This window comes from Streptomyces sp. NPDC048506 (genome assembly GCF_040651315.1).
In the GTDB taxonomy this organism is placed as follows: Bacteria; Actinomycetota; Actinomycetes; order Streptomycetales; family Streptomycetaceae; genus Streptomyces.
Genome location: NZ_JBEZIX010000069.1, coordinates 1 through 20,000, shown reverse-complemented (window position 1 = coordinate 20,000; position 20,000 = coordinate 1). Strand labels below are relative to the sequence as shown.

Here is a 20,000-nt window from a genome sequence, read left to right as displayed (position 1 = left end):
AACCGCGCCTCCTTCGGAGGTATCCATGCCGGTGGGCTCCCCGTGGGTGGGCTCCTTGTGGGTTGGCTCCATAGGGTGGGCTCCCTGCGCGTGGGCGGGTTCCGGGCAACAGCTGCCCGGAACCCGCCTTACCTCGTCACCACGTCGCTACGGGACCCACGGCCCCGCGGCGACCGGCAGTCAGTTACAGGTGGTGACGCTCAGGCTGCTGTCACCGCACAGCAGCAGGCTCGCGCGGCTGCCGGTGTGGAGCTCCTCGGTGGCCTCGGGCTTGGGGGTCTCCATCGTCTGCAGGTCGAGAAGCGACATGATCATTCCTTTCGTTATGGGGACGGGGATGACTTTCGTGATCGACCCCGGCTGGGGCCGGCTTCAGGGCCGCCGGAGCGGCGGGAGGAAGGGCAGGTGCACGGGTTCCTCGTGCAGCGCGCTGCCCAGGGCGAGCAGACATCCGGCAGTGCCGGTGCTCAGGTCCATCGAGAGCCGCATCATCTGCTCCCCGGCGAAGGCCAGATGCCCTCCGTAGGGGACGGCTCCCCAGGAGAGGGAGTCGATCTGGCGGCGCAGGTCCGGGGCGGCGGTACCCGGTCCCGGGGCGGTGGTCCGGCTCAGGTACAGCACCATGCCGGCGGCGCCGCGGAACAGACCGGGCTGGGCGTAGAACTTGGCCTGCGCGGCCTGCACGATGTCGCGCTGCGCCGCCGCGAAGGCGTCGTCGTGTCGATGGGCGAGGTAGTCGTCGAGCACCATCCCGATGCCCACACTGCCGGCGCCGAGGTAGGGCATGGTCCGCCAGCCCTCGTCGACCTGGAGGGTCCCGCCGGCGCTCCGAACGCAGCGCGCGAGGTCACGTCGTAGGGCGTCGCCGGCCAGATCCAACAGCGCGTCGTCGCCGGTGCGTTCGTACAGCCGGAGGAAGAGCAGTGCGGCACCGCTGTCGCCGTGCAGCAGCCCGGCACGCGACGGCCCGGCCGGCTCCTCCCCGGCATCCGTCCGATCGAGCCGACGGGATACCAACTCGGCGCAGCGCAGCGCCTGTTCCCGTAGCCCGGAGGCGCCGGTGGACTCGGCCAACCCGTCCAACGCCAGGCCTATCCCGGCCAGTCCGCCGTGCAGGTCGGGGCCGACGTCCCGCCAGCTCTGTGCCGTGACCACGTCCACCAGGTCCAGGGCCCGTGCGCGGTGCCCGAGCCGGTCGAGGACCCAGGCGACGCCGGACAGACCGTCGTAGAAGCCGAGGGGAGTGCCCGAGGCGGGCGCCTTCGTCCGCTGTAACAACCACTCCTCCGCCTGCGGACATCGTTCGGCGCCCGTCGCGGAGAGGGCGTACAGCACGCCGGCCGCACCGTAGGCGAAGCAGCTCCCGCCGCCCGTGATGGCGAACTGGGCGATGTCTCCGGGGAAGATGCGGTCCTCCCGCTCCGGGGTGGCGGAGGCGAGCACGGCGCGCACCGCGGAGTCCCGGCTGTGCGGCCAGTCCGCGAGCGCAACCGGCAGATAGGCCTCCGAAGCGGAACGCGAGGCGGCTTCCGGCCCGGCCGCGCCGCCAGGACCGCCGGGACCGCCAGGACCGCCAAGACCGCCAGGACCGCCAGGACCGTCAGGACCGCCGGGGCCACGCAGAATCTCCTCGACCGCCGCATCCAGGAACTCGGAGGGCACCGGGAACTGCTCGGCGGCGATCTGCGCCAGATGCCGTGCCTTGGCCCGATCGACCGCGAACAAGCTGGTCAGCGGGAGGAACAGAGCCAGCCGCAAACAGGCCAGGGCGTAGCGGTCGACATCGGCGCCACGGCGGTCGGCCGGGGCCACGAACCCGGGGTTGGCGATCACCTGCCGACTGCCCGGGTCGTCGATGGAAGCGGCCTCGAAGTCCAGCAGCACCACTGAGGATTCGTCCTCGGAGAGCATGATGTTGAACAGGTGCAGGTCGTTGAAGACCACGCCCCGGGCGTGGATCGCCTCGACGGCCTCCTCCACCAGCCGGTGGACGCGCAGTGCCCACGCGGTGTACTCGGCCAGCCGCTCCGGGCTCGGATCGGATTCGATCAGGGGGTGCCGATGGGCGAAGAAGCTGTTGAGCGGACGCCCTTCCACGTACTCCAGCACCAGGAAGCTGTGCTCGCCGAGCGTGAACCAGTCCAGTACCTCGGGGGCGCACCCCAGCCCGGACAGTCGCCGCAGGGCGTCCCGTTCCCGCGCCAGCCGGGCCACCGCGTCCGCCTCGTCCGCGGCCAGACCCGCGTACGGACGTGCCTCCTTCAGCACCACCCGCCGCTGCGTCCGCAGGTCCCGGCCGACGTAGACGCCGCCGCCGTTGGAGAAGTGCAGCGCCCGCTCGATGGCGTACGGGAGGTCGGCGACGGTGGTGGCGGAGCGCGCCTCCAGATGCGGCTTGAGGAACTCCGGGAGCGACACCCACTCGGGAACCCGGAACGCGGGCTCCCGACGGTCGGGAACCAACCGGCCCCTGTCGTCCTCCACGGCAGGACAGAGCTCGCCCTTGTCGTCGTAGCAGTGCCGCTCGGTGAAGCTGCCGTAACGGACGTACACCGGCCCGGCGCCCCAGCGCAGATCACTGAGGATGTACGGACCGGGCTCACCGTCCAGCAGTGCGGCCAACTCCTCGGCGACGACCCGGCACTGCTCCTCGTCGGCCGGATAGACCGTGATGAACTTTCCGCTCGCGCCGCGATCGGTGTACTTGGCGTTGCGGATGTGCAGCAGATACCGGCTCGGCATGCACTTGAAGGCCACCGAGCGCGGTACGCAGTACTCCCAGACCTTCGTGAGCACCCGCTCGGCGTTGTCGAGACAGGCCGACACATGGATCTTCCAGCCCTGACGGGGCAGTTCACGGTCGAGCGGCCGGAAGGCCAGCCAGTCACCCGAGCGGTGGCGCTGCCAACCGGCCGGCAGCTCCCGGCTCAGTACCGGATACTCGGCGCCGCGGCCCTGGGCGTCCGCGGACAGCCGGTGCGGAGCGTCGTAGAACTGTCGGTCAGCGTCGCAGAAGACCGCGTATCCCTTGTTCATCCCACTCCCTCTCCCTCGGCCGGTGACACCACGACGCTGTCACGCCGCGGAAGCGTGAACCAGTCATGAGTGTCACGAAGAGGTCGTGAGAAATGCATGTTTTGTGTGAAGGGCAGGGAGCGGACGAGGGGCCGCCCGCGGGCCCGCCACAAAAAGTCTCTGGTCCTGGTCCGGCCGCCATGGCAAGATCACTGGCATGACCTACCGAATCGAGTCCCACCCCGCCTGGTGAGCGCCCAGGAAGAGCGCCGTGCGCTCGCCCCTCGCCAGTCCCTGTACGACTACGCGCTGCAACTCCATCGCGCGGAACCCGACGGCCGCTTGCCCCAAGGCGGCTACCCCCTGCCGGACCTGCCGCCGCGGCAGGGCGAAGGCAACCTCGGCTGGACCGAGACCCAAGTGGCCGTCCCCGAGGCGATCGTCCCGCTCCTGACCGAGCCGGACACGACCCGGGCCGCCGCGCAGGTCCACCGCCGTCTCTGCGCGCTCGGTGCCCGCGACCGCTACGTCCGCCGCGTCACCGCCGAACTGCCCGTGGCGGACGAGACGACCGCACGCGCCCTCGGCCGCCGCCTGACACGCGCCGGTACCAGTACGGCGGCCGTGACCGTCGGCATCGGCCTGCTGGCCCGCCTCGGCGAGCCGGAAGACGTGCCGTACCTCAAGGTCCTGGGCCTGCTACGGGGCTTCACCGCACCGGCGGTCGAGGCGCTCAGCACCCTCGACTGCTCGACCGCGGCCCTGGTGTGGCTGGCCGACTGCGCCTCGACACGGGAGCTGCGTCATCTGGTCGATGCCCTGGCCGGCCGCGATGACGAGGCCGTGCACAGAGGGTTGTCGGCGCTGCCCCTTGGGCCCCGTGCGGCGTCCCCCTCGCAAGCCCGCAGGATCGCCGAAGCCGTCCGGCTCGCGGACGTCCTGCGTCGGGATCCGGTGGACCCCGACCTCCTGGCGCAGGCAGGACGCCTACTGTCCAGGATGACGAGCGTGCGCGACTACCGGTCCGAGGTCCTCGCCTACCCACACGCCGTGGCCGCCTACGACGCCTTGGTGACCCGCGCCGCCCAACTGCCCCCCACCCTCGACCACTACGCGATCCTGCTCTCCCTCGCCCTCGACCTGCACAGCGGCCCCAGCGCGCTCCTCGACTGGCCGCCCGGGCACCGCGAGGAACTGCTGAACACCCTGGAGTCGGTGCTGCACACGCCCGCCTGGGCCGCCGTCCTGGCCGTGGAGCCGACCGACCCTGCCCTACGCCACCGCACCCACTGGGCACGCCGCGCAACCGGGCAACCCTTCACCCGTCGAACGGAACCGACCCGCCTTCGCATCGAGCCCACCGTGCGCGACCCGGCAGACCCGGACGTCGTGGAGACCCGGATCCTGCTGGACGGTCGCCCCTTGGTGCCCGAGGCCTTCGGCCGGGGCTCCGCCAACTCCCCGGAACACCTGCTCGACAGCGGCCGCCTGCGCGCCACGGACGAGCCCCACGAAGTGCAGCTCGCCGAGGCGTACTGCACCGAAGGCTGCTGCGGTGCGCTCTACGTCACCATCTGCCGCGAGGGGAACCACGTCGTGTGGCGCGACTGGAGCCGCCCGCCCGCGCCTCCCTCGCAGCAACCGCCGCCGGACCTCCCCGAGTACCGCTTCGACGCGGCCGCATACGACGCCGAGATCACGCGCGCCGAGAACGACCGCTCCTGGGCGTGGCCGGCCCGCACCACGGCACGCCTGATCACCGCGGGACTGCGTGCGAGGCCCGAGCTCCTCATCCAGTGGGACGCCCAACTCGGATGGGTGGGAACCGACTACACCAACCCGGACACGACCCAGCTGTCCTTCGTCTTCCGGCCGGGCTTCGCCGCCGGGCACAGTGCCGAGGACGGCCCGTGGCTCCAGTTCATCTGGAACCTCCCGGATGACGGCACGCCTCCCCAGGAGCGAGCCGAAGCCGCGCTACAACGCCTGGCGACCGCCGACCCCAAGCGCTACGCGAAGGTAGCCGGCGGCAGACGCGAGGACGCCGAGTCGCTCGGCTACCCCTGGCCCGGGAAGGACAACCGGAAGTAGGTCTCGTCGGACCGCAGTTCGCCGCAGCCGCAGCCGCAGCCGCAGCCGCAGCCGCAGCCGCAGCCGCGGCTGACCTGCGGCCGGCGACCCCGCGCCCGATACCGCGGCGGCCCCACCCGTACCAGGGCGGGGCCGCATCAACCCGGAGCGCCGTGCCAGGTCGTTCACCCTCGCCGTGCCCCTGCGGTGGACCGGTCGACGTCAGGCCTTGGCCACCGGGGCCTGGAGTTCGGTCACCCAGTCGTCGCGGTTCTCCGGGCACTCCAGGTTGACCTCCCGGGGATATCCGGTCGACCGGTACCCGTTGCCGTCGATCCAACGGGCCAGGGCCTGGGCCGTCGGAAGCACGGTGTCCATCGACCCTCGGTGCACGATGGCCGCCGCCTCGTCGACGGGCGGCAGGTCGAGCACTCTCACGGGTCCGTCCTGGACGGGGGCGGCGACCTGGACGGCGGCGTGGACGATGATCGCGCCGCCGCCCTGCGGGGCGTCCTCGTAGGAGGCGATACCGGGTCCCGACGGCGTGATGCCCGCCGTGGCCAGGCGGGAGAACAGCTCGTCGTAGAGCGGCCCGATGACCGGGCCGATGTCCTCGGGCGCAAAGCTCGCGGCGGTGGCCGTCAGCTCCGCCACCCGGATCGCCGAGACGCTCTTGATGACAACGTCGTTGCTGGGCATGTGCCCCTCGCTCTCGATCGAACGGAGCCTCGCCTCGACGCGGACCAGCCGTGCTGCCGTGGCGGCCATGGTGGCCTCCAGTTCGGCTTGTCGCAGCCGCAGCATGCCGCGCAGTTCCTCGGTGCTGATCTTCTCGTCCACGATGTCCTGCACCTGCTGGAGGGTGAAGCCGAGGTCCTTGAGGGCGATCACGCGGTTGAGGCGGCTGAGCTGGCCGGCCGTGTAGTAGCGGTAGCCGGTGGTGGCATCGACGTGGGCCGGGCGCAGCAGTCCCGTCGCGTCGTAATGGCGCAGCATCCGGACCGATACGCGGCCGTGCCGGGCGAAGTCTCCGATGGTGAACATGGTGTCTCCGAGTTGACCGTCTGACACGGTGTGAGGGTCAAGACGCTGCGTGGCGCCGGCACGTGGCGAACACCCGGGCGGTGTCCTGCACGTCCCTCAGCGGCCCTTGGCGCCGAGGTCGACACAGCGATAGGGCAACACGGCAATGCAGCAATACAGCAATACGGCGACACCTTAGGCCCAGAGGCGCCGATCCGATGTGCAGCGGTTCATTAAGTCAGTCACTTGATTTAATTTCGGGATGGGGGTTCGCTGAGCAGCGGAAGTCAGGCACGGACTGAGGAGGACTCGGTGACCGAGGTTCAGCAGGACGGCACGCTGCGGTATCCGCTCGCCGCGCCGGGGGCGTTGGAGCCGCCGGCGGAGTGGCCGGAGCTGCGCGAGGCGTGCCCGGTGGCGCACGTGACGCTCCCCAGTGGCGATCGGGCGGCGCTGCTCACCCGCTACGACGACGTCAGGCTCGCGCTCTCCGATCCCCGCCTCACCCGGGAGGGGCTGAGCAGGCCCGACGCGGCCCGTATCACCGCCGGCGAGTCGGGCAGCGTCTTCGACAGCCCGATGGCGCAGGCGCTCAACGCCGAGGGGCACGCACGCTGGCGGCGGATGCTCGGCAGGTGGTTCACGGCCAGGCGCATGCAGGCGCTGGTGCCGAAGATCGAGGCGACCGCAGAGCGGCTCGTCGACGGAATGCTGGCGCAGGGGCACCCGGCGGACGTGGTGGCCCACCTGGCCTTCCCACTGCCGGTCTTCGTCATCTGCGACATGCTGGGCGTGCCGGAGGGCGACCGGGAGGCCTTCAAGCACTGGTCGGACGTCTTCCTCAACCTGTCGAGGTACACCGCGGCCGAAATGGACGCGTCACACCGCGACTTCGCCGACTACATGTCCACCCTGATCGCCGGCAAGCGGACGGCCCCCCAGGACGACCTCATCAGCCGGCTGATCGTCGCCACGGACGCCGAGGGCCGGCCGATGTCCGACCTCGCCCTGGCTGCGACCGGGCAGGCACTGCTGCTCGCCGGGCACGAGACCACCGCCGGCTTCCTCACCACGATGGTGGCTGTCCTGCTCGCCGACCGGCGGCGCTGGCAACGGCTGTTGGACGACCCCTCGTTGATCCGCTCCGCCGTGGAGGAGGTGCTCCGCTACGAGCCCCACACCGGCTTCGGCATGCTCCGCTACGTCCACGAGGACACCGAGGTCCCCAGCGGCGACGTGCTGCCCGGTGGCACCACCGTGGTGTGCAGCATGGCCGCGGCCAACCGTGACCCGGGCGCCTTCGAAGGCGCCGACGAGATGGACCTCGGCCGCACCCCCAACACCCATCTCACCTTCGGCGCCGGAGCGCACTCCTGCCTTGGCCAGCCGCTCGCCCGCACCGAGCTCCAAACCGTGCTGCGGGTGCTGTTGCGCCGCCTGCCCACCCTCGACCTCGCCGTCGACCCCGCGCACCTGCGCCGCGTCGAGGGACTCCTCACCACTCCGCTGCGCGAGCTCCCCGTGAAGTGGTGACCACGGGGTGAACGGGGTGATCACGGCCGTGCTGGTGCGGCTCCGCCCACCCGTGCGCATCGTGCTCGCCGGCCATGGTGGCAGGATGAGGGGATGACGAGGAACGAACCGTGGGCGGGGCTGCACGATGACCTGCTGGCGGCGAAGGACATGGTGTACGACCCGAGCGGTTTTGTCTGCTCACCGCCGGTTCCCGAACCGGAGAGCGCCGAGTACGCGGCTCAGGGGTTCATGCTCGACGGGCTCTCGGTGAGGTTCCGCGTGGCCAAGACGACCCCGACGAAGGTCGGCCAGTTCGTCACGGTGTGGCAGCGCTCCACGGAAGGGCCCATCCGGCCCTTCGACGCGGACGACGGGGTGGACGTCTTCGTCATCAGCAGCAGGGACGGCGCCCACTTCGGACAGTTCGTGTTCCCGCGGGAGGTGCTGTGCGAGCGCGGCATCGTGTCCCGTAACGGCTCCGGTGGGAAGCGGGGGTTCCGTGTCTACCCGCCATGGGTGACCACGACCAATCGTCAGGCGCACAGGACGCAGGAATGGCAGGTGGTCCACTTCCTGTCCCTGGGGGAGGGCGGGCCCGTCGACCTGGCACGTGCCCGGGCTCTGTACCACCCGTAGCGCACCCCGCCGGCCCCGCCTCGCGACCCTGCGCTCGTTCGCTCGTCGTGCCCTGCCCGCCCTCCTGGCCGCTCAGGCGGTCCTGGCCGTACCCACGCCGCCCGATGTCTGCGTGTGCGCACCACGCCTGCGGTGGCTCGGTCGTCACGGCCCCGATCTCTCAGGAGCCGCTGAGCGAGGGCCGTGCACCAGCCCCGAGCCGGTCGTCTGCACGATTCGCCGTGAGACGCCCCACGGGCGCATGGAGTCCCGGGAGACCCGGATGCGTTACCACCGGCTGCTCGGGGACATGGACCGCACGGCGTGCGCGATGCGGGTGCGGGGGCGCTCCGAGGAGGAGGTCGCCCGGAGGCTGGTCGAGATGCGCAACGACGCCAAGGACATCACCCGCGCCGGCGTGGCCCCGGAGCAGGTCAAGCGGCTGGAAGAGCGCAACCAGAAGAAGTACGGCAACCCGCTCGGGCCGACGGCGGACCAGCTGTACGCCAAGTACGGTTCCTGGGCGGAGGTCAGCGCCGCCGCCACCCGCAGCAACGAGGCCGTGGACCACGAACTCGGCCTGGAATTCCGCCCGTGCCCCTGTGAGGTGGAGCAGAACGCGGCGGTCCCCGCTGCCCACTGAGGGCGGCGCCCGGCACCTGGACGGTCACTTCGCGGCCTGCGGTGCGGCAACCTCCGCGAGGGGTGTCCGCGCCGCGGGCCGGTGACCGTGGCCGACGGTCCCGCGGGTAGGGCGTGCGCTAGCGTGTTCGGCAGGGTGGGGTGCCGGGCCGGAACGGACGGGCGGACGGGCTGGGGGAGTTGGGCTCGCCGGCGCCCACCGACGGCCCGGGGCGAGGGGAGCGAGGAACAGGGTGTCCGGGAAGAACAGAGTGTATGAGAAGAGCGCGGTGTCCGAGCGGGACGCGGGGGCCGGGAAGAGCGCGGTGCCCATGGAGCAGCCGGACGCTCCTGAGCGGGTGTCGTACGACGCCAGTCCCTGGTGGGCCGGGCTGGGGCCGGTCGGCGGAGCCGTGCTGGTCCTGCTGGGTGTCGTCGCCGGGGTGCTGTCGTTCCTCGGTCTTCCCGAGGGGCACGCCGTCCCCACGGCACTCTACGGAGCGGGCAAGGCAGTGGCCATCGGCCTTGTGATCGTCGGTACGGCGCTCATCGGGCGGCTGCGCGGTGCTGGTGCACCCGATCCGGATGCAGGGGCCGTGGGCGAGCACGAGGGCGAGCACGAGAAGACGGTGTGAGGACCGTCCTGCACCCGCGGGTGGAGGCTCGGGTGGAGTGCGGGCTCGCGGGAGTCCGGTCCTGGGGTTGAGGCGTCTCCACCTGCTGGGCTTCTAGCGTCGGTGATGGTCGTCCTGGGCCGGATGGTCCGGCTGCCGGACGGCTGGGGGTTCTCATGGAAGCTGTCGGGGTGCGCGACGGGCGACAGCGGCGTGCGGTGGCCGTGCCGTTGGTGGTCGACGTCGTGCTGCCGCTCGTCCTGTACTACGCGTTGCGGTCGCAGGGTGCCGTTGCGTGGCTGGCGCTGTTGCTGAGCGGTGCCGTTCCCGCGGCGCACGCCCTGGTGTCGGCCGTGGTGCGGCGGCGTGTGGAGGTCTTCGATCTCCTGGTGGTCGTGCTGCTGGCGGCGTCGGCGGCCCTGTCACTGATCAGCGGGAGTCCGCGGGTGCTGCTGCTGAAGGACGCGGGCATTCCCGCTGCCCTGGGGGCGTGGATCCTGAGTTCGCTGTGGGCGGCACGGCCGTTCGCGTTCCACTTCGGACGCCGGTTGCGGGGGCGTGACGGCGAGGCGGAGGCGGAGCGGGTCTGGCGCGACCTGCCGGACTTCCGGGCTGCGCTGCGCGGACTGACCGCGCTGTGGGGCGGGGCCGAGGTGCTCGACGCGGCGCTGAGCGCCGTGGAGGCGTGGTCGATGCCCGTCGACCTGGTGCCGGTGGTCGGCAGGTTCCAGTCCTTGGCGATCCTGGGAGCGGTGGCGGTGCTCACCGTGCGCCGCAGCCGCACGTTCCGCAGTCGGTGGGGCATACCGCTGTTCGGCGTGCGGGCCCCGGCCGCCGCAACCACCGCCGACCAGGAGGCGACGGAGCGGACCGACGTCATATCGGGGCCGGGCCGCTGATGGCGAGCCGGACGGTGTGCCGGCAACTCCGGCACCCGAGTGCGTCATGACGCCGACGCGTGCCGGGGCCGCCAGCCCCAGGCGGTGAGCATCCCGGGCGAGAGGGCGGCGCACTCCGGCGCCACCAGGGACTCCAGGGCCGCGGCGAACTCCGCCTCGTCCACCTGACCGGTCGCCAGCACGGCGTCCCGGATGTGCTGCCAGGTGTCCGCCCAGAAGCGGCTGACGGGGCTGTCAGGGAGCAGCGGGGGGACGTGGATCTCGGCAGCCACGGAGCGCAGCCCCTCGTCCAGGAGGAGGTGGGGGTAGTCGGGCACCCAGGAGACGTCGGTGCCGATGGTGTCGTGCAGCGCCTGCCACATCGCACGCATGACCTTGGTGTACGGGGTGGTGGGTGCGGAGGCGGTGGTCAGGTCGACGGCGTCGCTGAGCACCAGTACGCCGCCGGGCACCAGCAGCGAACTCAGCCTGGCGATCAGGCGCCGCCAGGAGCGCAGGTGCATCAGGACGAAGCGGGCGTGCACGAGGTGGAAGCGGCCGGGGTCGAAGTCCGGTGCGGTGATGTCGGCGGTCTGGACGACGAGTCCCGGCGGGTGTCCGGTGGTGAGGAACCGGGTGTCGCGGTCGACGGCGAGGACGGAGGTGACGTCCGCCGATTCCAGCAGCCACCGCGCGAGGGTGCCGGTCCCGGCGCCCACGTCGAGGCAGTGCCATCCGGGGCCGGCCCCCAGCGCGGCGAGGCGCGCGGTGCTCAGCGCGTCGTAGGCGAGCGCTCCCAGGTCGATGCGGTCGGCCTCGCCGGTGTCCTCCGGGCGGAAGGCGTCCTCGCCGTACCGCCCGGCCTCCTCAGGCCGCACAGTTCCAGTATGGCCGCGATGCCCAGGGCCTTCCTGTCGGGGCGTGGCGCGGCAGGGGATCTGCGGTGCCGGCGCAGCAGCAGGTGGAGCACGGCCAACAGGGCGACGGTGGCCAGTGCACTGTGCCAGAGGAGGGCGTCCAGGCGGCCGGCCGCGAGATAGCCGCCCGCGGCGACCGCCGCCAGGGCGCACACCGCGCGGTCGATGATGCTCTCGACCGACAGCAGGGTGGCACGGGGCGCACCCGCGGGAATGGCGTCGTTCACCAGTTTCCGCTGGAGCGGATATGCGAAGCCGGTGACGGCGGCGAACAGGCACAGCAGGCCGACGACGGTCCACGGGCCGCCGAGCGTGCTGCCCGCCAGTGCCGCCGCCATCGCGAGGCTGAGCAGTGACACCCAGGCCACCGGGGAGAGCCGTGCGGTGAGCCAGTGCGGTCGGGCCGAGGCCACCGCCTCGGCGACGGTCATGGCGGCCAGCACCGCGCCGTGTGAGTCCTCGGCGATCCCGTGGTCCAGCAGCACCGGCTGGAAGAGGTTGACCTGGCAGATGCGGGAGAGCGTGAAGAGGGCGACGCCCTGCACCATCACCAGGGCGAGCCAGGGCGTGGCGCGGACCGAGCGCAGCGCGGCGGCCGCCTCGTGGCGGAAGGAGCCGCCGTGGGCGCGGGGTGCGGTGCGCCGGCCTGCGTCGCGGCCGCCGGGCGTCAACTGGCGTGGCAGCAGGACGGCGCAGACCAGTGAGCCACCGGCGCTCGCGGCGCTCAGCACGTACGGGGCGGAGTGCGCGAGTGCCATCAACGGGCCGACCAGCGGCCAGCACAGCACCTTCGCCGCCAGGCCCAGCGCGCGGGCCTGCCCCTCGGCCTTGAGGTAGTGCTCGGGCGCGCCCTCGGCCCGCAGGCCGTCGTAGAGGTAGGCGCTGGCGGCGCCGGAGGTCAGGGAGCGGCCGGCGGCGATGAGCAGGAAGTGGACCAGGAATCCGGAGTAGTTGGGCGTCAGGACCGGGGCCAGGTTCGCCGCTGTCATCACGAGCGCGCCGGCCCGCAGGCAGTTGCGGGCCCCGATGCGGTCGGCCACCAGCCCGGTGGGGATCTCGAACAGGCAGAACGCGATGTAGTAGATGCTCTGGATGCCGAAGATCTGGCCGTCGGTGAGACCGGCCTGTCGCTGGTAGGCGTAGAACACCGGCATCCACCACAGCAGGTTGAACAGGAGCTGGAAGCCGTTGTTGAGGCGGATGATGCGGCGGGCCCTCGGCGACGGGGGCGCGCCGCCCGGGGTACGGGGCGTGCGGGAACGGCCGCGACCGATGCGGCCGATCACCGCGCGTAGGGTCGGACCTGGAGCAGGTGGCAGGCACCTTGCTCGGTCATCAGCCACTCGATGTCCAGAGGCATGTCCACGTCCTGGTCGCTGAAGTGGGACTGGAGCAGCCGTCCGGCCAGGGCCAGTTGGGCCAGTCGGTCCCGGGTGCCGGCGGGCAGGTCCGCGCCGCACGAGCCCAGTGCCACGGTGCGGCCGCCGCCCTCGACCGTGTTGTACAGGTACTGGAGCGGCAGCGCGGTGCCGTCGACGACCGTCTCCGGCGAGCCCGGGGTGCAGTTGAGGTAGACGTTGCGGAAGTCCGCGCGCCGGGTCGGGTTGCAGGTCACCAGCACGCCGCCGAGGTCCGCGGGCTGGTAGCGCTGAATGATCACGCCCATGTAGGTGTCGTCCAGAGGGATGCCCGCCTGGTGGCGGAGCCGTACGCTGCGCGGTGACAACAGGGACGCCCACACCTGGCGTACCGCGTCGAGGAGTTCGTCGGTCCCGTGCACCGAGGTGACCGAGTCGTAGACGCCCGCTGCGGAGAACCCGGGCAGGTCCTCGGCGTTGGAGGAGGAGCGCACCACGAGACGACCGGCGGCGCCCGGTCCGGCGGGCAGTGCTCCGGTGATGTGCCGGGCCACCTCGTCGGGCATCGGGGCGTGGCGGACGATGCGCTGCACCTCTCGGCAGAGCGCGTCCACCGCGTCCGCGGCATCGAGCTCCAGGGCCATCTTCAGCTTCCCCAGGGCCTGTTGGACTGCGGGGCAGGAGACCAGGAAGCGGTGTTGCAGGGCGAAGGGGAGCGCGATCCCGTCGGGAGCGGCGATCGTGCTGCGGACGAAGTCGGCGGCAGCGGCCCGTAGTTCCGCGCCGCGAAGGGAGTGTGCGACGCCGAGGCGTGCCGTGAGGTGGGTGTAGAGGTCCGCCCGCGGCGGCCTCGGGCGGCCGTGGAACGCGGTCAGGTCCGCGGTGCGGCTGGCGAGGACGTGGTGCAGCTCCCCGAGGTTGGCCGCCTTCGTCCCGTAGCGGTCCTGGTCGGTGCGGCGCAGCCGGTGCAGGGGCAGCGCGGGCACGTCCTCCAGGAGCGGGGAGCGCAGCCGCACCCGCTGCTGGTGCCACGCCGGCGCGGTGGGCGGCGGGGCCTGGGCGAGCCGGACGAGGGTGATGTCGTCGTCGCCCACCGCGTATCGGACCCATGCGCCGTCGAGCCCGTCCGTCGCGGCGAGGTGCTCCAGGTCGCGGACAATCGCATTGGGGATGCCCCAACCGGAGGCGAGGACGTTGGTGTGCGAGAGCGGGGTGGTGGGCGCGGTGTTGATGAATCCGGCGACGCGCGGCACGTCGTCGGGCAGGCACGGCATGGCCACGATGTCCGACCAGCCGAGGGCACCGGCCTCGGCGGCGTACTCACCGGCGGTCCGGAAGTAGCGCAGCCGGCCGACGGCCTCACCGGGGTTCAGCGGGGTCCGGGTGCGGCTGCCGAAGAGCTCATGACTGAGGATCCGCGGCACCCGGACGTCGCTGATCGTGGCGAGCTCGTGCTCCTGCCCGTGGTTGGCCGGCTTCAGCAGCAGCGGCAGCCGGCCGTCGAGCCGGTGGCGGACGGAGGTGTAGAACTCCTCCAGCAGCGGGCCGGCCATGGTGTCGGCCTCGGTCGTCTCCAGGACGAGGAAGGGCCGCTCCCGGCCGTCCGCGTTCCGGTCGGCATGCAGGGAGAGCACCCCCAGCAGGAACCGGCGCTCGGGGTCGGCGTAGACCGAGGCGTTGAAGGCGTCCAGGCAGGAGTCGAGCGCCGCCAGGTCCATGCCGAGGACCCGGGTGGCGATGTAGTCGACGTGGAAGGGGTGGACGGCGGTGTCGAGGAGGTGCCAGGTGTGCTCGGCGCGGTCCACCACGACCTTGAGGTAGGGGTGTCCGGCCAGGGTCCCGGCCAGGGTGCGGAAGAGCGGGAGGGAGAGGTGTGCTCCGACGGTCGTGCGGTCGCGGGCCGGGCCCGGCGTACCGGAGGGGAGGGTGGCGGTGGTCATGGTGGTGCTCATGAGTGGGCCTCCATCGGCTCGGCCTCGGGGAGCGCGTGCGGCAGGGCGTCGACGAGGGTGCGGAAGTCGTCCAGCACGGTCTCGGGATCGGCGGCGGACAGCAGGCACAGGGCCGCCATGGTGTTGGCGCCGGCGGCCGGGTCGTAGACCGGTACCGGTGCCCCGTCCGGGAGCGAGTTCTCGGCCACCACGGACAGCCGGCTGCCGGCGCTGAGCGGCACCGTGTCCCGTACGGTCGGGAAGTCCCAGCGCCGCCGGTCGCTCCAGGCGGCGCCGTCGCCGTTCACGGCCAGGACGACGAGGGAGCCGGCCGCGCCGCGCGCCTCCTGAGGGGTGCGGGCCCGCGCCGGCCAGGACACCGGACGCCCCAGCAGGTGGTCGACGAGCAGGCCGATGAGGTCAAGTCCGAAGACCTCCTCGATCTGCGGGACGGTCATTGCCCCGCCGAACCGGGCGGCGGTCTCGATCACCCACATCCGGCCGTCGGCACCGAGCTTGATCTCGGTGTGGGTACCGCAGTTCTCCAGGCCCAGGGCGTCTACCGCCTCCCGTGCGAGGGCCACCACGCGTTGCTGGGCCTCCGGCGGCAGTGCGGCCGGGGTGATGCCGGCGCGTTCGGTGAACGGCTCCACCGTCGGCATCCGGCCACTGAGGCAGACCGGACGGAACGCGCCGTCCACGACCACGCCCTCGACGCTCACGTAGTCGCCCCAGCCCGCCTGGTCGAACCAGCCGTCCGCGGTGCCCGGCACGATCTCCTCGACGAGGAAGTCGGCGCCGGCGCCCGCCACGTGCAGTTCGGCGTAGCCCAGCTCGGCGGACTCGGCCATCACCTCGACGGCCCGTCGCCAGGCCGCCGGTACCTCGTCGGCGGACCGGATGATCCGGTGCGCGGTGGAGCCGGCGCTCCAGGCGGCCTTCAGCAGCAGCGGGAGGCGGAGCTCGGCGACCGCGTCGGACAGCTCCCGCTCGTCGGCGACCGCGCGGAACCGGGGCTGCGGTATGCCCCGTCGGCTCCAGGCGCGCCGCATGAGCCGCTTGTCGCGGGCGAGTGCGCAGGCGCTGCCGGGGCCGGCCAGCCCGAGCTTCGCGCAAGCCTCCGCGACCGCCACGACGGCGTACTCGGAGAAGGTGATGACCGCGTCCGCGCCCACCTCGTGGGCCTGGGAGACGATCAGCGACACCAGGTCGCCACGCTCGGGCCCGGTGGCGGTCAGTACGGAGGCGCACCGGCGCCCGACGGACGCGGCGACGGCGGGCGGCAGCGTGCTGAGCGCCAGCAGGTGCACTGCCGAACGCGCGGCGACCCGTGACAGGGCATACCCCAAGGGCGGTCCGCCCTTGGCATACACAAACAGCACCGTGCTCACTGGAATTCGACTCCTTCGCAGGTGGGTGGGGCCGTCGTAACGGCGGTTGGCGTCCGCCCCCGATGCCCGGACGCCGTACCTCCAGCGAACCAGTCGGGCGGGCCCCGGAACGCCGCCGAGGGCCGCGAGCGCTCAGGCAAATGCCAGAGTTGTGGAGGTCGTCGCTCCGCTGTGAAGGTTCTGTGATGCCCTATGGGAGTGGTCTCACCCGCGCTCCAGATCGGCCGAGAACCGGGCATACGCCGTGCGGGCGGGGGAAACGCATGGCCGTGGCGAGCGCCGCGTACCTGAACTCCTCAGCCCAGAGAGGTCGTCGTGGACGAGACCGTTCTGAAGTCGCTGCTCCAACACCTACCGGTGTCCTGGTGGGAGGCGGACCGTGAGCTGCGGGTGGTCGACAGCGGGGGAGGGGCTTTCGGTGACATCCGGACGGCCCAGCGATTCCTCGACACCCTGCGCCAGGAGCTGCCCGCGCCGTCCGCCCAGTCCGGACACCACTGCTGGCAGGCGCAGTTCGACGGCCGGCTCTTCGACGTGAACTGGCCCCTCGACCCGCCCCGACAGGACCGCACCCGCGGCATGGCGGTGGAGGTCGGCCCCTGCCCGTCCACCACCCGCCGCTATGACGCCTTCGCCGACCTCGCCCCCGCCGCGGCCTTCATACGCGACGCCGACGGGCGCTACCGCTGGGCGAACCACGCCTACGCCCACCTCTACGGCACCACGCCGGAGGGCGTCATCGGCAAGCACGTGCGCGACGTCGACGCCCCGGCCGACGCCGACCGGGTGCTGGCGCTCGACCAGGACGTGCTCGCTCGCGGCAAACCGGTGCGGCACACCCTCACCTACCACCGCGCCGACGGCACCAGCGGGCACGCGGCCGGCCACCGCTTCCCGGTGCACGAGGGGACCGAGGCCTGTGTGGCCGGGATCTACATCGACATCAGCGACTACACCCGCGCGCTGCACCAGCGCCGCGAGGCGGAGGAGAGCCTGTGCGCGCTGCGCGACCACAGCGGGCTGCCGTGCGCCCTGATCTCCGCAGGCGGGAGGATCCTTCAGGCGAGCGCGGCAGCCGCCGAACTGCTGGGCACCCGGCTCTCGGAGCTCGTCGGCCGCCGGGCGCACACCCTGCTGGCACCCGCCCCGGAGTTACCGGCTCTGGAGCGCAGCTGGCACGCCCTCGTCGCCCGCCGCAGCCGGCGGATCCAGACCTCCGCCGTCCTCGTCGACGGCGGCGGCCGACAGCGCCGCGCCCGACTGCACCTCACGACGGTGGGCCGGGGAGCGTCCCGCGCGGCCAGCGTCTGGGCGGTGGTCACCCACCAGAGCCTCGCCCACGAAGCGCACCCACCCCTGACGGCCAGTCAGGTCCGCATCCTGTCCCTGCTGGCGGCCGGCCGCAGCAACGGGGAGATCGCCACCTCGCTGCACCTGTCACGGCAGACCGTCGACTACCACCTCAGCCGCCTCCGGGACCTGCTGGACGCCCCGACCCGGTGCGCCCTGGTCGCCCGCGCCTACGTCCTCGGGATCCTCGCCCCCCAGGCCTGGCCACCCCGCTCGGCGACGGCCTGCCACCCCCACAGCACCACCTGACGCACGCGCCGCCGGTCATTTCCCCGAGCCGGCGGATCAACGGACACCGTCCCTCATCAGCCCGAGGTCGCAACGATGGTCGGCTCAGGCGCTGGCATGGCCGCGATCATACGGACCGGGCGTCGGAAGTCCGTACGATCGGAGAGTGGCAACGTTCCGGATCGAGCGCGGCTCGCCCCTGTCCGCCGCGTGCGCATGGCGGCGTCTGGCGCACTGGGAAGGCCATGCGGCGCACGTGCCGCTGACCGCGATCACGGTGACGACGGCGCCACCGGCACGTGTGGGAACCACCCTCGTCGCCCGCACCGGCCTCGGCGGCCTCGGATTCGACGACGTCATGCGGGTGGTGCGGTGGGAACCGCCAGGGGACGCCACGCCCGCGACGGGCCGGTGCCGTCTGGAGAAGTGCGGGCGGGTGGTCACGGGGTGGGCCGAGATCGAGGTGCGCCCGCGGCCCGGCGGCGGCTGCCGCGTCGTCTGGAGCGGTGACGTCGGCGTCCGTCACCTCCCCGAGCGGCTCGGCCCGGTGACGTCCCGGTGCGCGCGGCTGCTGTACGGCCGCATCCTCGATGGACTGCTCGCCGACCGGTAACTCGCGGGCGGTCAGGGAGATGCCGGGCGGTGCCTACGCGCCCGAGCTCCCACGCGCCCACGTGTCTACGTGCCTACGCGCGTACGTGCTCGCGGGGGGCGCTGGGCCTGACGACGTCGTCGACGACCCGGCGCGTCCACGATCCCTTCATCGATCACCCTTCATCGATCACCACTGCCCGACCCGGCCCAGCGCCCCGGATCGTCGACGCGCTCGCACGGAAGGTAGCCTGCTGTCCCGTCAGTGCCGCGCTGACCTGCTTTTACCGTGATTTCAGGGGGATTTGCTCCATGTCCGCACCGCCGCCGTTCCAGAACCACCCTCCGCAGCAGCCGTACGGGCAGCAGCCCCAGCAGGCCTACGGACAGTACCCGCAGCAACCCTATGGGCAGCCGCAGCAGCCGTACGGGTACCCACAGCAGCAGCCCGCGCCGGCCCCGCGGCGGCAGCCCCAACGCAGCCCGCTGCGGGGCCTGATCACCGCCGTGATCGTCTTGGCGGTCTTCGGCGGCGGAGCCTGGTACGTGTGGGACTACAACACCAACCCCAACGGCGGCAAGGCCAAGAAGGAGGCCCAGCGCGCCGCGCGGGTCGCAGAAGGCAAGACGCACGACCCGCAGACCGGCGACTGCGTCAAGGTCGACCAGGTCAACGGCGAACCGCTGCCGACCATCGTCGACTGCGCCTCCCGTGACGCCGAGTACAAGACGGGTGAACGGCTCTACGGGGCCGGCAAGCAGTGCGGCTCGTCGTACGACTACGCGATCGAGGTCGTCCCCCACCGCAGGATCGGCTACACCATGTGCTTCAGCAAGGTCTGACGGAACCTCGATTCCCGCTACCCCACTTCCTCCAACCCCCGTGCCCCCTACCCTGCGTTCTCCCGCTCGGCGCGGCGGCACGGGAGCGGGGGAGCGGGGGAGTGCCGTATCGGCTCACCGGTAACAGACGTAGTACCCGTTGTGCCAGTGCCTCTCCCAGTGGCCGGGATACCAGCGCTCGATCCAGTGGCCGTTGCGCCAGAGCCTCTCCCTGTGGCCGGGGTACCAGCGCTTGGTCCAGTAACCGGAGTGCCAGATGCACTTCGCGGGGATCTTGTGGCTTGCCGCCACGGTGGCGGTCGGTGCGGCGGTGTTCGCCGCCACCGCCGTGCCTGCGGTTCCGACGGCGGCCCCGCCGGCCAGCAGCGCACCGGCCGTTGCCACCGCGAGCGAGCGCCTCATCTTCCGAGCTCGCATCGGTACACATCTCCTCTCATCACCTTCATGACCCGCGGTGCTGCTCCCGTGCGCCGCATCGGGGATGCGGCGCAGGCATGCGGACATGCGGGACAAGGTGCTATAAATCGAAAGTACCTCAGATCAGGGTGCGTTGGCCTGGTGACGCTGGGAGGCGCCGGGGTCACGTTCGGTGCCCTTCGGGCGTCGACGCGCATCGAGCACTACCGCGGGGACGGGGCGATCCATGCGCGGAGCGCTCGTCCGCGCTCGGAGCGCAGGGCGCGGGGGTCGGTGGTGCGGGTGGCCCAGGCGACGTGGCCGTCGGGGCGGACGAGGAGTTCGGTGAAGCCGTCGAGGGCAGTCTCCTCCTCGTCGGTCGCGGCGGTCACCTCCGCTTCGGTGACGGCGCTGTACAGGTACCGCAACCGCGCCGAGATACCGGTGTTCATCCAGTTCACCTTCGACGACGGTCTCATCCCGGGCGAACGGTTCTTCCTCGACCTGACGACGCTGTGCGCCCACGACGTGGCTATGTTCACGAGAACCGGCTCTGGCTCAACTTCTGTGAAACGGCCACTCTGAGTGACAGTCGGACCTCTTCGAGCTGTACGCGAAGTCGCCCGAAATTGGCCCGTCGGCCC

General features: G+C 71.9%; 17 protein-coding genes and 1 pseudogene. 9 read left to right on the top strand and 9 right to left on the bottom strand.

All coding sequences use genetic code 11. The features are described 5' to 3' along the window. Positions 1–180 precede the first annotated feature (180 nt). Positions 181–309, bottom strand: coding sequence for a SapB/AmfS family lanthipeptide (locus tag AB0C96_RS37955; protein ID WP_136738041.1), 129 nt, complete (start codon positions 307–309; stop codon positions 181–183). 63 nt (positions 310–372) lie between these two features. Next, entirely contained in the window at positions 373–3,036 is a 2,664-nt protein-coding gene (gene lanKC / locus AB0C96_RS37950) for a class III lanthionine synthetase LanKC (protein ID WP_362924198.1), read from the bottom strand. Between the two features lie 228 nt (positions 3,037–3,264). Here lanKC and AB0C96_RS37945 point away from each other — a divergent pair, with 228 nt between their 5' ends. Continuing rightward, entirely contained in the window at positions 3,265–5,106 is a 1,842-nt protein-coding gene (locus tag AB0C96_RS37945; protein WP_362924196.1) for a hypothetical protein, read from the top strand. 201 nt (positions 5,107–5,307) lie between these two features. Here the strand turns inward: AB0C96_RS37945 and AB0C96_RS37940 are convergent, their stop codons facing one another. Then, a complete protein-coding gene (locus AB0C96_RS37940) occupies positions 5,308–6,129 on the bottom strand; it encodes a MerR family transcriptional regulator (RefSeq protein ID WP_362924194.1) in 822 nt (273 codons plus the stop codon). 291 nt (positions 6,130–6,420) lie between these two features. On the opposite strand from AB0C96_RS37940, the gene AB0C96_RS37935 reads away from it, so the two are divergent. From AB0C96_RS37935 to AB0C96_RS37915, 5 genes are all read left to right on the top strand, one after another. After that, complete coding sequence (locus AB0C96_RS37935) at positions 6,421–7,641, top strand: cytochrome P450 (RefSeq protein WP_362924192.1); 1,221 nt, start codon at positions 6,421–6,423, stop codon at positions 7,639–7,641. Between the two features lie 93 nt (positions 7,642–7,734). Then, positions 7,735–8,259, top strand: coding sequence for a MepB family protein (locus AB0C96_RS37930; RefSeq protein WP_362924190.1), 525 nt, complete (start codon positions 7,735–7,737; stop codon positions 8,257–8,259). Positions 8,260–8,521: 262 nt separating this feature from the next. Beyond that, positions 8,522–8,881, top strand: coding sequence for a hypothetical protein (locus tag AB0C96_RS37925; protein WP_362924188.1), 360 nt, complete (start codon positions 8,522–8,524; stop codon positions 8,879–8,881). Between the two features lie 250 nt (positions 8,882–9,131). Next, positions 9,132–9,494, top strand: a complete 363-nt coding sequence (locus tag AB0C96_RS37920; RefSeq protein ID WP_362924186.1) for a hypothetical protein — start codon at positions 9,132–9,134, stop codon at positions 9,492–9,494. Positions 9,495–9,649: 155 nt separating this feature from the next. Further along, a complete protein-coding gene (locus AB0C96_RS37915; protein ID WP_362924184.1) occupies positions 9,650–10,372 on the top strand; it encodes a VC0807 family protein in 723 nt (240 codons plus the stop codon). A 44-nt stretch (positions 10,373–10,416) separates the two neighbouring features. Here the strand turns inward: AB0C96_RS37915 and AB0C96_RS37910 are convergent, their stop codons facing one another. From AB0C96_RS37910 to AB0C96_RS37895, 4 genes are read right to left on the bottom strand one after another with little or no spacing between them, the layout of a single operon-like run. Further along, positions 10,417–11,229: a methyltransferase domain-containing protein gene (locus AB0C96_RS37910; RefSeq protein WP_362924182.1), complete on the bottom strand. Its 813-nt coding sequence runs from the start codon at positions 11,227–11,229 to the stop codon at positions 10,417–10,419. Beyond that, positions 11,124–12,542 (bottom strand): MFS transporter, encoded by a 1,419-nt coding sequence (locus AB0C96_RS37905; RefSeq protein ID WP_362924230.1) that lies wholly within the window; start codon positions 12,540–12,542, stop codon positions 11,124–11,126. Before AB0C96_RS37905 ends, AB0C96_RS37910 begins: the two co-directional genes overlap by 106 nt. A gap of 8 nt (positions 12,543–12,550) precedes the next feature. Further along, complete coding sequence (locus AB0C96_RS37900) at positions 12,551–14,566, bottom strand: PEP/pyruvate-binding domain-containing protein (protein WP_362924228.1); 2,016 nt, start codon at positions 14,564–14,566, stop codon at positions 12,551–12,553. 8 nt (positions 14,567–14,574) lie between these two features. Next, positions 14,575–15,948 carry an ATP-grasp domain-containing protein gene (locus AB0C96_RS37895; protein ID WP_362924181.1) on the bottom strand — a complete coding sequence of 458 codons (1,374 nt, stop codon included), beginning with the start codon at positions 15,946–15,948 and terminating at the stop codon, positions 14,575–14,577. A gap of 315 nt (positions 15,949–16,263) precedes the next feature. Here AB0C96_RS37895 and AB0C96_RS37890 point away from each other — a divergent pair, with 315 nt between their 5' ends. The 3 genes from AB0C96_RS37890 to AB0C96_RS37880 all read left to right on the top strand — a co-directional run bounded on the left by AB0C96_RS37890 (position 16,264) and on the right by AB0C96_RS37880 (position 18,960). Continuing rightward, complete coding sequence (locus AB0C96_RS37890; protein ID WP_362924179.1) at positions 16,264–17,547, top strand: PAS domain S-box protein; 1,284 nt, start codon at positions 16,264–16,266, stop codon at positions 17,545–17,547. A 145-nt stretch (positions 17,548–17,692) separates the two neighbouring features. Next, entirely contained in the window at positions 17,693–18,139 is a 447-nt protein-coding gene (locus AB0C96_RS37885; RefSeq protein WP_362924177.1) for an SRPBCC family protein, read from the top strand. 290 nt (positions 18,140–18,429) lie between these two features. Further along, positions 18,430–18,960 carry a hypothetical protein gene (locus AB0C96_RS37880; protein ID WP_362924176.1) on the top strand — a complete coding sequence of 177 codons (531 nt, stop codon included), beginning with the start codon at positions 18,430–18,432 and terminating at the stop codon, positions 18,958–18,960. A gap of 114 nt (positions 18,961–19,074) precedes the next feature. On the opposite strand, the gene AB0C96_RS37875 is transcribed toward AB0C96_RS37880, so the two are convergent. Together AB0C96_RS37875 and AB0C96_RS37870 are read right to left on the bottom strand one after the other, a co-directional pair. Next, positions 19,075–19,377 carry a hypothetical protein gene (locus tag AB0C96_RS37875; protein ID WP_362924174.1) on the bottom strand — a complete coding sequence of 101 codons (303 nt, stop codon included), beginning with the start codon at positions 19,375–19,377 and terminating at the stop codon, positions 19,075–19,077. Positions 19,378–19,580: 203 nt separating this feature from the next. After that, positions 19,581–19,748: pseudogene (locus tag AB0C96_RS37870) on the bottom strand (monooxygenase); the annotation flags it as partial. Positions 19,749–20,000: the final 252 nt, after the last annotated feature.